The following is a 12,008-nucleotide window of genomic DNA, read 5'->3' as shown; positions in this document are numbered from 1 at the left end:
TATGATCTACACGTGTGGGGGTTTCATGAAGGAAAATTAACCCTAGATTACGTGAAAATTGGGGCAGAGAAGGTTAAGAAAATGCTTAATGAAGCTAAAAAGATCTTTGAAAGCAATCCTTACTAAGAAGCATTAACATGGTAGGATCCATACAGCTCCCCCTGCAAATAATGAAGTTCCAACATTAGGTTAACCATTATTTTAACAAATATAGTACCCGTTACTTACTCAATCACTATTAATTTAAGGCTCCTTCAGTATGAGCCCCTCACGCCACTAATTAACTCCCTCCTCATCTTTGGGGGTTCGTTGAAGCCTTGAGTGTTAAGCTGGCTTAGAGGTTTATTTCATCTTTTACTGCTAAGGCTAATTAAGTGGTGGATCCTTTATTAATCCTGGTGGCACTGCGCCTTCTGCAATAATGTTAACTTCACTTTCTTAAATTAGGCCACTTCTAATTTATATATCTTAACATTACTACCCTGCGTTAACCCTGTGAAGACTGATACTTTGCCGTTAATATCCACGAAGCCTAATCCATTTAATGACACTGAGCCGTATTGGTCACCTGTATACGGGTCGTAGGCATTGATCACAAATATTGGCTTACCATTAGCCATCATATTATAACCTACATATAGTGTACTATTAACGTATTTTATGAATGGAGTAACCGGTACCTTACCTAGGGTTACTACGTGACCCTCATTGGACACCACCTTAATGGAATCATCAATACTATGGTAAGTTACGTATAATTCACCATTACTTAGCCACATGGCCGGTATTGCATCACCATTAAAGTCATTGGCCAATGTGGTAACTGGAGTTGGCTGTACAGTTGGCTTACCTGTACATAATACACTTGGGTTATTCTGCATTGAACCATATAGTTCACTGATGTTAACGTATTCGAGAAGCAAGGTATTACTGTTAGCCACCTGAAATAGCATGTATATGTCTGAGCCATCCCTAAGTCCAGGTAACCTATATTTATTAAGCATATTACCTACTGAGTCAACAACATCTATCGTAGTGTACATTGCCGGCTCTAATCCCTTAACCTTTATTGAATTCACAGCAGTCCTATGGGTAGCTCCAGTGGTACCATAGGATGGGTAATTACCACCACCGAAGGTCAATATATCACTTTCATTACCTTCAACGGCGAAGGTCATGTTATTATTATCACAACTACCACCTGGTATAGCCAGTACATTTAAACCACCAGTTAATCTATTGTAGAATGCTTGATATGCAGCGCATGGGTAGGCGCATGGCGACCAGGGTGAGGGTATTGAGCCCCTTCCGTAGCATTCCATTCCGCCTCCGAAGACCATGTAGTCACCTACATTTGATGCACCAGTTATGTTACTTAAATCAACATTAGGCTTTATTATATCACTTAAATTGGGCCCTATTGGTGGGTAGATTGATGGCACTATTAGGTACACGTTTCCATCAACCACCAGTACTGCGTAATCTCCAGAGGAACCTGGTATTAACTGGAAGGCAATCATGTCATTATTGAGTACAAGGCCTTGATTAGGGTAAATACTGAAACTTGGCCCATTTAAATTGCCCTTAAGGATCATTGAGCTTTCCTCAACCTTAGTAACTTCCAGTTTAACTGAAGTCGTTGGCGTCCTTAATAATTCTGAACTACCTCTTATTAAGGTTGGTAAATTCCTCACTATTAAGTAACCAGCACCAGCTAGGGCTAAGTCTGCTATTAGAATTAGCGCAAGCCTTCTATTCTTATCCATAATATTATTCTTCTATTACCATGTTTTTAAGCTTTTCAAATACACTATAGCCATAACCTCTTAAACTAATTTTACCACTATCACGCATTAGAGCACGGAAACATGCCCTTAAAATTGAGCAATAGTAGTTATGCGCATTTACTGGTGCCCCGGCCGGGATTTGAACCCGGGTCACGGGCTCGAGAGGCCCGCATACTTGTCCGGGCTATACGACCGGGGCTTATGACCAGCCTACACTTAGCCTTTTTAGCTTTTCCCACGCATGGTGTTTAAATCCTAGATTCAATTCCCTAAATAATTTCCTAAGCGAAATAATTGCTGGTTAATATTTTAATGAATGTATTTAAAGTACCGCATAATGCTCCTTATTCATGGATTTCCTTAATGATGTTAAGAAGCTTACTGAACTTAGGGTTAAGTTAATGGGGAAGCAAGTATCTAGGGCACCTAGCCTAATTAAGGCTATTGAGGGTAGGAATAGTGAGGGTTATGTTGGTTTAATTGCTGAGTATAAGAGGGTTAGCCCGAGTGGTGTTATTAGGCTTGACTTGGATGCATACAATTACTTTAATCAAGTGTCGCCGTATGCCACTGGCTTCAGTGTGTTAACTGAACCATTCTTCTTCGCTGGTAACACCTTATTTATTAGGATTGCCTCAATATTTAATAAGCCTATACTCTACAAGGACTTCGTTATTCATGAGTATCAGGTTGAGGAGGCCTTCAATAATGGTGCAAGTGCAGTCCTTGTAATATATAGGCTACTTAATGGCAATATTGGATGGCTTATTGATGCTGTTAGGCGTAGGGGGCTTGAACCACTTATAGAGGTTGATAATATTAATGATGCCATTAATGTAGCTAAGGATTACCCTGAATTCATGATTGGCGTTAATTCAAGGGATTTAGGTGATTTAACAGTATCCCTTGAGAGGAGCATAGGCATAATTAGGGCTATTAGGGGTAAGGGAGTTTTAATAATTGCTGAAAGTGGTGTTAAGGGTAGGGGTGAGGCTGAGGCTTTGGCTAGGGAGGGTGTTAACGCTATTCTAGTGGGTACAGCATTAATGAGGAATCCTGCCCTGGCTAGGGAGCTCCATGACGTGAAGCTTGGTTGAAATGCTTAAAAGCCCTTGTTGATTAAAATTAGGCTCAGTGGTTAAGGCTAAGACGCTTACCTTATCAAAGTACTTAATGAACATCAATGATGGTGTTGATGCACGTAGGCTTAAGGAGCTGATTGGTGGCTTACTCAACTTAACCTACATTATTGCAGATGATGAGTCTGAGCTTAATGATGAGGACGTTAATAGCTTTCAGTACGTGCTTCACCTTGCACTTGCGGTGCTTCAATTGGCTGAGGAGAATTGCCTAACGCCGAGTTGCCTCAGTAGGATTATTAATGTATTGAAGAGGGCTGGTGAGGTGGCTTACGGCTGCATTAATGATTGTAGTGGGCTTAAGGTGCTTGCCGAGGAGCTTAGGAGCATCTATAATCATGAATTATCATACTCATCCTACTGGGGGCTTTAATGTAGGTGTATTCCCTGTGTGAATAATGCTTATTAATTCCCAGTTTACCGTTCACCTAATGTCCAGGAAGAAGAGTAGGGGAAGTAGGAAGAAGAGGAGGCTCTTCATAGTGGCTATAATAGCTATTGCAATAGCTGAGGTGGGCTTCATAGTGGCTTACATTGGCCCAACCCTCCTCTATAAGCAACCTAATGCTAAACCCAACTTATTCTCATTAATAGGTGTCTCACTTGTTAACATATCATCATACAGTACCCCCACGCCATCATTAATGAATCCCCTTGTTTTCAATGGAACTAAGCCAGTGGCAATATTCATAACCATAGCACCCACGACGCAATGCACCATACCCTACAGCCTACTAAGTAATTTAACATCTTCATCAAACGTAATACTGGTTCTACTGAGCTCCCCCATAATGGGCCTACAGTTCATAACCCCACCTCAATGGACCAACGTCTACTACAGTATGGAGACCATTAATTGCACTGCCCCACCCAATGTTTACTTAGCTACGGCATCATGGTTCAGCACCGGCTCTCAAATACCCGTGGGTTTATTTAATGCAACCCAGGCACTTAACATAGTTAACGCATCCACAGTGCTTAATGCCCTAAGAAGTAATGCAGTAGGTGCCGTGCTACCAATGGTCATAGTGTCCTATGGTAATGGCACAATAGCAGGCTACTTAGCTGGGCTTAATGCATTAAACTATAGTAAGGTAATAGCGTTAATTAATAAGGCGTCAAGTAGCTAACACACTCATTATATTTATTAAGCTGCCTCAGCCTTTTCCTCGGCCTTAGCCTCAGCTGACTTGGCTTCCCCACTAACCTGAATTACAGGCTCCTTATCCCAATTCTCAGGGTAAACTAGGACTGCGTTAACTTGGACAATTTGGTCACTAATAGTGTTACCCCTAATTAACCTCCTCACCCTTAACCCCCTCTTCTTAGGCCTAAAGCCTGGCTCACCGGATAGGAGGGCGTACTTCTTCACAGGCCCCTCTATGCCTGGGTGCATTGGTGCCCCATCGTACCCAGTGCCTCCAGTTATCTTAATCTTAAAGCCCTGTGGTAGGTCGATAATCTCCTTAATTAATTGAGCATCAAAAACATCCCCTATCCTCAACCCTATTAACCTCTGAGCCGCTTCATCCTTAACTTCAAGTTGCTTAGACTTACCGCTCCTTGGGTCACTCAGCACTAGCTTAAAGGTTGGCATTACGCAACGTTACATGCTTATTTTTTAAACTTTACCACATACTTAAAGTCTCATTCCCCTAGGGTAATGCGTAGCGTTTAAGAATTAACAGTACTCCACCCTGGATTTCATCTAATACTTACTTAAACGTGTTAATTAAATGCTGGGGGATAGGTAAGGTAATGTAACTCACATTAATTAGGTTTCACCCTCCTGACTAAGTGTACTTCTTAATTTAATTAAGTTATATAGCCAATTACCCAGTAACTCGCAGGTTTCAGGGGAATTCTCATGGCCTACGCCACATGATGATATATAGGGGCAGTAGAAGCAGGGTATTGTGGCTAGGAGGTTTAAGTCAACCTCAGGTATTATACTGGCCTTAGCCTCCAGTTTCCTAGCTTCCCTAAGCCCCTTCCTGGTTAACTTAATTTCATAAATCTTCTCATTAACCTTCCTCCTAGTTACAAGCCCCATTCTAATTAACTTATTTAATGCAGGTATACCCACCTTACTATTGGTTCCAGCCATTTTCCATAAATCCTTCTGCAAGCACTTACCATTAAGCCTAATTAGCGTTAAGAGTATGTTAACCTCAACAGGCCCTATCTCATTATCATTCTGCTGGTTAGACATGGGCATTGCGCCTATTCCTGGGTTATAAATATTTACTGTAATGCAATTTAACTTAAGGTTAACTACACTGGTGGGTAATCTATATGTTGAGTAAGGGGGTTAAGGGTTAGGTAAGTAGGCTTGCTCCCACGGGTACTTACCCTTATCCTTAATGTCCCTTATTTCATCAAGTTTCTTAAGCATTACATTCAATTCCTCCTTACTTATCTTCCTGAAGAGTGGCCTTGGTTCACTTAACTGTAATCCCTGTTCAATAGGCTTCCCTGCATCTTGCCACCTTAAGCCATTACCGTAACCCATCATTCTCCACAATTCATTAATACTGAAGGGTATTACTGGCGCAAGTGCTACTGATAATGCCTTAACAATACTCATAAGCATGTATAATGCACTATTGAATTCAACTCCACCTAGCCTCCATGGTTGCCTCTCATTCAGGTACCTATTACCTATCCTGGCTATTTCAATTGACTGGGATAAGGCATCCTTCAGCATTATTTTCCCATAGTTCTCATCAACATTATTAAGAACCTCAAGAACCTTACTGTAAACCTCCTGGTCCTGCTCAATCATCTTAACGCCACTGGGCACTATACCCCACCTCCTCTTCGCCAGTGTTAATACCCTATGGATGAAGTTACCCACTGTGTCATTCATGATTGAATTAACTACGTCTAGGAATGAATCCCACGTGAAGTTACTATCCCTCTGCTCAGGCCTATTGTAAATGAGGTAAAACCTCCAGTAATCCGCTGGGAGGAGTGCTACGGCTTCATCAGCCCAAATCCCAATCCTCTGGCTCTTTGAGAATTTCTTACCCTCGAAAATCAAGTACTCCGTGGATGATGATGCCCATGGCATTACGTAATCCTCCCCAGTAGCCATGAGTAATGCTGGGAATATTATAGTGTGGAATGGTATGTTATCCTTACCTATGAAGAATACAACCCTAGTCCCCTTATTGAACCAGTACTTCCTCCATTCATCCTCCCTACCAAGCCTCCTAAAGTACTCTATGGTTGCTGATACGTAACCCAACACTGCCTCAAACCAGACGTAAATCGTCTTACCCTCAGCACCTGGGAATGGGGCTGGGATACCCCACTTATTATCCCTGGTTATTGCCCTGGGCCTTAAACCCTCCTTAAGTATCCCCAGGCTCATTTGCCTTGCATTATCCGGTAGCGCATTATTCCCTTCAATATAGCTCCTAACCCTATCCTCAAGCCTCCTTAAGTCAAGGTACCAGTGCCTAGTTAACCTCCATTCAGGGGTTGAGCCGCATATTGCGCACTTAGGGTTAATTAACATTCTTGGTTCAAGTAATTTACCGCAGTTTTCACATTGATCACCTCTGGCGTAGGGGTAACCGCAGTATGGACATGTACCAATCACAAACCTATCGGGGAGGAATATCTTATCCTTTGGGCAGTAGGGTAATTCATCATCCTTAGTGAATATGTAGCCATTATTGTAGATTTTAGTGAACGTATCCCTAACATACCACTTATGAACCTCAGACTCAGTCCTAGTGTAGTTATCTGGTTCAATACCCCAGAGCTTAAGCAATTTAACAATGATTTCATGCATCCTATCCGTTAATTGCCTCGGCTCGACACCAAGCTTAATGGCTTCAACCTCAATTGGTGTACCATGTTCATCACTACCTGTAACGTAAACCACATTATAACCCTTCAACTTAAGGTACCTTGTGAATACATCCGCAGATAACAGTGAACCTATTAAATTACCTAAATGCGGGACGGCGTAAATATATGGCCATGCTGAACCAACAACCCACCTTACCTCATTTCCATTGGGGTCACTGAAGACTCGCCTATCAAGCACCCTTAATAAGCTTTTCCATTACAATAACCAGGCTACTTAAGCCTAATTGAGGTTAATTCAAGCCTAGGGCATTAGTGAGTCTGTTTTTTAAACTGAAGCATATTGATGCTGCGCATGAATAGATGTCAACTAGCGATAACGGTTATTTCAATAGCGTTAGCAGCATCATGGGCTATTTCAATAGTTAACATTACCTCAATTAAAACCAGTACAAGTACCGCTATAACAAACACTGTAACTAAGACTATTACAAGCACTGTAATTGAAACCATAACATACACCCCTCAATACACTAATATTACAAGCAGTAATAATAATCAACTTAAGTATCAATTCATATTACCCTATGCACTTCAATCAATACCTGAGAAGTCTAATGGATACTGGCGTAATACAATAATGTTTGAGGGTAATCCGCAACATAACTATGTTATATCAACTAGGACGGGGTACTTCATTGTGAATGTAACTTGGGGTATAGTGGTGCCACCTGCTATTTACGGTGACTTACTTCTCGTAACCACCTCAGGCCTATTCAACTTCTCAACATCAAGCTTCCCATTTAACAATGGTAGTGTTTATGCAATTAATGTAACTAATGGCGCCATCGTATGGTATAGGGTATTTCCAAATCAAATAATGACTCAACCAATAATCTTCAATGGCATAATGATTATTGGATTAGGCAATAGTGTATTAACGCCAACATACAGGGGTACTGGGATTAATTATCTAGCCGCGGTTAATGTTACTAATGGTGAAGTATTATGGAATTATACAACACTTGGAGAAGATATGCCTACACCGGTGTATTATAGGGGTCTCGTAATTGAGGCTGATGGTAGTGATGAAGTGTTTGCATTAAATGCAACCACAGGTAAGCTCACTTGGATTGATGAATTGGGTTCATATGATAGCATGTCCTCATTACTCTTAGTTAATGGTATTGTTTACTTCGGTACATCAACAACATTCTGGTCAATAAACGCCACAACCGGTAATGTTATTTGGAGTGATTACCTTTATGGAACTTATCAAAATATGGCTGGTTTAGATGATTCATCACCAGCCTACTATAAGGGTATTATTGCTACGTCATTTACTTTACATAATTCAAACAATACAATGAATGTCATGTTAGCGGCATTCAATGCAAGTAATGGGCACATACTATGGATTCTTAATGAAGGCTTATCTAAAATTACACCTAACCTAGAGGCGCCACCAGTTATTATTTATAATGGCTTAGTGATTCATGATTCCCCAGTGGGTGTACTGTATGTAGTTAATGCGACTAATGGTAAAGTTTTATGGACCTTTAAAACCGGCCTCACGTTAAGTAATGCTGTGGTTGTGTTTAATAAATTCATAATTATTCAGAATAGGACTGGTGAACTTTTTATACTTACATTAAATGGCAGTTTAATTAAGGAGATATACACGCCAATAGTACCTGGTGCAGGTAATCTTTTGGCTACTGGGAATTCGTTGATTCTTGTTGGTGTTAATGGTATTATTGAATCATTACCATTATTTACACTGCTTCATCCATGATGCGGTAACTTGGGTAGTGTTTAAAAGCTGTTGATTGTTTGCTAGCTAAGTGGCTTAAATGTCTTTAATTGACGTGAGTAGGTTAAATGAGTTTGATGAGGATATGGTAATAAGATTCCCCATAAGGCCACATACTTTTAAGAAGGGGAAGGTTAGGTTAATGAGTATTGACGCCTTTGAAAAAGCCATTGACCCAAGTAGGTTAAGTATACTTAAGTTAATTGCCTTCGGTGTATCTAAGCCGTCTGTGATTGGGGGGAAGCTTAAGATGCCTAAATCAACACTATATAGGCACTTATCAGTATTAATGAAGTATGGTTGGATTGAGAGGAGTAGCTACGGCTTAATCTTCTCAGCCCCAATATACCTTGCTTACGAGGTTGAGAGTGGGAGGCTTGGTTCATTAGGCTTAAGGCTTCTTAATGGAAAGGGGGCTTTCATAGATGAGAAGACTGGTTTTATAATAATTAATGGTGTTAGGCCCATTCAAAACTGCTTAAAATGCCCAATGCTTAGGCAGTGCACTGAACATGTTAAGTTGCTGGCTCATGAATTCAACGTAACCTTAAGAAGTAAAACCCCTGCTGAGGCTTATATTGAGATTTTAACTTGGGTAACATCTAAGAATTTAGCTAAGATACTTAACTCAATATACTTGGATTTAAGTATTAGGTGAGGCAGGACTCCATTATGGAAAAGTAATAAAAACACCTGCATGGTAGCGATAGTAGTTGGCATGGGTAAGGAAGCATTATTGGTTTACGTTGATCCAAATCCCATGGAGAGCAAGATTAATGAATTTAAGATGCTTGCTGAGGTGGCAGGCTATGAGGTTAGGGGACTTGTGGTTCAGAGGAGGGTTCCAGACTCAAGATACTACGTGGGTAGTGGTAAGCTTGGGGATGTTAAGAGGCTTATCGATAATAGTGTTAACTACCTAATAACCTATCATCAACTTAAGCCTAACCAATCCTTCAACTTATCCAGGGAGTTAAGGGTGAATGTAATGGATAGGGTTAAGTTAATTCTGGAGATATTTGATAAGAGGGCTGGTGATGCTGAGGCTAAGCTTCAGATAAAGTTGGCTGAGTTAAAGTACTCATTGCCCTTAATCAGGGAGTATATTAGGTTAAGTAAGAAGGGGGAGCAGATTGGCTTCCACGGCTTAGGTGAATATGGTGCTGAAACCTACTATAAGCATGCCTTAAGGCAAATAGCTTCAGTTAAGAGAAAGTTAAATTCAATAAAATTAATGAGGGATACTCACATAATTAAGAGGAGGGATAAGGGTATTCCTGAGGTTGCATTAACAGGCTACACAATGGCTGGTAAGACAACACTCTTCAATAGGTTAACCGGTGAAGGTAAGTATATTGATGGTAAGGCGTTCGCAACCTTATCAACATACTCCAGGCTAGTTAACTTCAATGGGAAGTACGCCGTCATTACGGACACTGTAGGCTTTATTGATGATTTACCACCAATACTGGTGGAGTCCTTCTACTCAACAATAAGGGAGATAGCCTATGCTGACCTCATACTTCTCATAATAGATTCAAGTGACCCAGTTGATGAGGTACGTAGGAAGGTTAGTAGTTCAATAAGTATACTGAATGATATAGCCGTACCAATGAGTAAGGTCATCCCAGTCTTCAATAAGATTGATGAGGTTAAGGACACTGATTCATTAATTAGCATTGCGCTGGAATTTAAGTTAAGTAATCCATTATTCATATCAGCTAAGACTGGTGCTGGATTAGAGTCATTGAAAGGTAGGATAGCCTCTGAGCTAAGGGATTATGCCACAGTGAGGCTGGCTGTGGGGGATCTTGATGTGGTTAATCAACTGCTTAGGCATAGGGCTTCAATAATGATTATTAACGATGATTCGGCTCTAGTTAACGTTAGGAAGGAGGATCTTATGCTTCTTGATGAGAGGGGGATTAATTACCGGATTGAAGGCTGAGGATTAGGTAAATGTGCTTAAGGACCCCATTAATTAAGCTTCTTGCACTATTAATGTCACTTGCCTTAATCACCACCACAACATCCCCATTACTTAGGTGCGTTAACACCATACCCCTCTTAAACTTAAACTCAGGCTCCATTACCTTAAAAACCCTGTAAGCAACATCATTATCTTCACTTAACCTAAGCCTAATGGAAACCTCCATGGGTTCAAGCTTACTTACTCTGGTGGTCATCCGAGTCCTCCAGCCCCATTAACTCATCAAGGCTAACCCTTTCACCCTTCTCAAGCTTTTGAAGAGCCTCCATGGCCCTCTTCCTTAACTCAACCTTAACCGACTCCTCACTTCTCCTCCTCTCAGCCGCCGCTGCTGATTTCCTTGCAGCCACTAGGAGTAGCCTATTCTTATTAATCTCGTCAATAATCTGCATCTTAGCCTCCTTAAGCTCCTTTATTTTAGCGTAGAGGCTTAGCATTTGTTTCTTAATCTCATCCCTCTCAGCCTTTAATTCATCTCTCCTCTTCTTAAGTTCACCTATACTGTTCCTAACGTCATTTATCTTACTCCTAAGCCCCATTAACTCATCCTTAAGCGGCTTATAGCTACCCTCGTAGATTAACTTAAGGTTATTAATTAATTCAGCACGCCTTCTGCTTAATTCCTCAATTTCCTTAATTGCATTGGCTATGTGGCTCCTAAACTCATCTAGCGTCTCAGCCTTCTCAAGATTCTTCTCAAGCTCTGTAATCGTCTTATAGAATTCCATCTCCTTCTTTAAATCTGATGGCGACGTATCATGCTCAAACTCCAGCTTCTCTATTAAAACCCTTAACTTATCCTTATCCTGAACCCTACCACCTGACGCCTCAAGCTCCTTTAAAAGCTCCCTGAGGTTCTTAATCCTATCCCTTAATTGAATGATCCTCTTGCTTACCTCATCCTTCTCAGCCTTATTCTTCTTAAGATGCTCAATGATGCTATTCCTCTTGCTGATTAATTCATTAATCTTATTCTTTAATTCACTTAGCTCATTCCGCTTACTGTTTAATTGGTTTATTACTACCGTTAACTGATTTCTCTTCTCATTTAACTTGCCTTTAAGCTCATTCAATTCCTTATAGGCCTCATCCAACTCACTGTTAACATTACTCAGCTTAACATTCAACTCTTCTATCTTCTTCTCAAGCTCCTCAGCATTAAGTAATGACACAGGCAACCCTTACCAACCCAATATATAAGCTTTATCCAAGAGAAATAACTAAAGCTTTAAATGCAGACAACCTTACTAATAAACATGGAGTATAGGGAATTCAGGGGAGGGTTAAGAATGCCTATCATTGGCCTAGGCTCATACTTATCAGTATCAGAATGCATGAGGAAAGACCATTATATCGCAATCTTCAGGAAGGCACTGGAGCTGGGTTACAGGATGTTCGATACCGCTGAGGCATATAATTGTTCCGAGGAAGCCATAGGTGCTGCTGTTTCTGGTTTTTCT

General features: G+C 40.8%; 13 protein-coding genes and 1 tRNA gene. 7 read left to right on the top strand and 7 right to left on the bottom strand.

From position 1 onward, the window contains the following. Window positions 1–443: 443 nt before the first annotated feature. Both BP896_RS08545 and BP896_RS08540 read right to left on the bottom strand, forming a co-directional pair. Entirely contained in the window at window positions 444–1,766 is a 1,323-nt protein-coding gene (locus tag BP896_RS08545; RefSeq protein ID WP_291767544.1) for a hypothetical protein, read from the bottom strand. A 142-nt stretch (window positions 1,767–1,908) separates the two neighbouring features. Further along, window positions 1,909–1,986 (bottom strand) — tRNA-Glu (locus BP896_RS08540). 151 nt (window positions 1,987–2,137) lie between these two features. Between BP896_RS08540 and BP896_RS08535 the strand changes: the two genes are divergently transcribed. Genes BP896_RS08535 through BP896_RS08525 form a run of 3 tightly spaced genes read left to right on the top strand, consistent with a single transcriptional unit; the run spans window position 2,138 to window position 4,056 of the window. Next, entirely contained in the window at window positions 2,138–2,884 is a 747-nt protein-coding gene (locus tag BP896_RS08535; protein ID WP_291767542.1) for an indole-3-glycerol-phosphate synthase, read from the top strand. 37 nt (window positions 2,885–2,921) lie between these two features. Continuing rightward, window positions 2,922–3,299, top strand: coding sequence for a hypothetical protein (locus BP896_RS08530; RefSeq protein ID WP_291767541.1), 378 nt, complete (start codon window positions 2,922–2,924; stop codon window positions 3,297–3,299). A 58-nt stretch (window positions 3,300–3,357) separates the two neighbouring features. Further along, window positions 3,358–4,056: a hypothetical protein gene (locus BP896_RS08525; protein WP_291767539.1), complete on the top strand. Its 699-nt coding sequence runs from the start codon at window positions 3,358–3,360 to the stop codon at window positions 4,054–4,056. Between the two features lie 17 nt (window positions 4,057–4,073). Here BP896_RS08525 and BP896_RS08520 read toward each other — a convergent pair whose 3' ends face one another. From BP896_RS08520 to metG, 3 genes are all read right to left on the bottom strand, one after another. Then, entirely contained in the window at window positions 4,074–4,523 is a 450-nt protein-coding gene (locus tag BP896_RS08520; protein ID WP_291767537.1) for a 30S ribosomal protein S6e, read from the bottom strand. 177 nt (window positions 4,524–4,700) lie between these two features. Beyond that, window positions 4,701–5,138 (bottom strand): MarR family winged helix-turn-helix transcriptional regulator, encoded by a 438-nt coding sequence (locus BP896_RS08515; protein WP_291767536.1) that lies wholly within the window; start codon window positions 5,136–5,138, stop codon window positions 4,701–4,703. A 99-nt stretch (window positions 5,139–5,237) separates the two neighbouring features. Further along, window positions 5,238–6,986 carry a methionine--tRNA ligase gene (gene metG, locus BP896_RS08510; protein ID WP_291767534.1) on the bottom strand — a complete coding sequence of 583 codons (1,749 nt, stop codon included), beginning with the start codon at window positions 6,984–6,986 and terminating at the stop codon, window positions 5,238–5,240. Window positions 6,987–7,100: 114 nt separating this feature from the next. On the opposite strand from metG, the gene BP896_RS08505 reads away from it, so the two are divergent. The 3 genes from BP896_RS08505 to hflX are packed head-to-tail and all read left to right on the top strand — an operon-like array spanning window position 7,101 to window position 10,506. Beyond that, window positions 7,101–8,540 (top strand): PQQ-binding-like beta-propeller repeat protein, encoded by a 1,440-nt coding sequence (locus BP896_RS08505; RefSeq protein ID WP_291767533.1) that lies wholly within the window; start codon window positions 7,101–7,103, stop codon window positions 8,538–8,540. A gap of 58 nt (window positions 8,541–8,598) precedes the next feature. Further along, a complete protein-coding gene (locus BP896_RS08500; RefSeq protein WP_291767532.1) occupies window positions 8,599–9,216 on the top strand; it encodes an ArsR family transcriptional regulator in 618 nt (205 codons plus the stop codon). A gap of 39 nt (window positions 9,217–9,255) precedes the next feature. Then, window positions 9,256–10,506, top strand: coding sequence for a GTPase HflX (gene hflX / locus BP896_RS08495; RefSeq protein WP_291767530.1), 1,251 nt, complete (start codon window positions 9,256–9,258; stop codon window positions 10,504–10,506). On the opposite strand, the gene BP896_RS08490 is transcribed toward hflX, so the two are convergent. Both BP896_RS08490 and BP896_RS08485 read right to left on the bottom strand, forming a co-directional pair. Continuing rightward, window positions 10,484–10,744, bottom strand: coding sequence for a CTAG/PCC1 family protein (locus BP896_RS08490; RefSeq protein WP_291767528.1), 261 nt, complete (start codon window positions 10,742–10,744; stop codon window positions 10,484–10,486). The genes hflX and BP896_RS08490 overlap by 23 nt on opposite strands. Beyond that, window positions 10,725–11,720 (bottom strand): coiled-coil protein, encoded by a 996-nt coding sequence (locus BP896_RS08485; protein WP_291767526.1) that lies wholly within the window; start codon window positions 11,718–11,720, stop codon window positions 10,725–10,727. The genes BP896_RS08490 and BP896_RS08485 overlap by 20 nt, the downstream gene beginning before the upstream one ends. A gap of 84 nt (window positions 11,721–11,804) precedes the next feature. Between BP896_RS08485 and BP896_RS08480 the strand changes: the two genes are divergently transcribed. Further along, a partial coding sequence (locus tag BP896_RS08480; RefSeq protein WP_291767524.1) for an aldo/keto reductase occupies window positions 11,805–12,008 on the top strand: 204 nt, incomplete at its 3' end.

It is taken from the genome of Caldivirga sp. UBA161 (assembly GCF_002506515.1).
GTDB lineage: Archaea > Thermoproteota > Thermoprotei > Thermoproteales > Thermocladiaceae > Caldivirga.
This window is presented reverse-complemented; position numbering and strand designations above follow the sequence as displayed.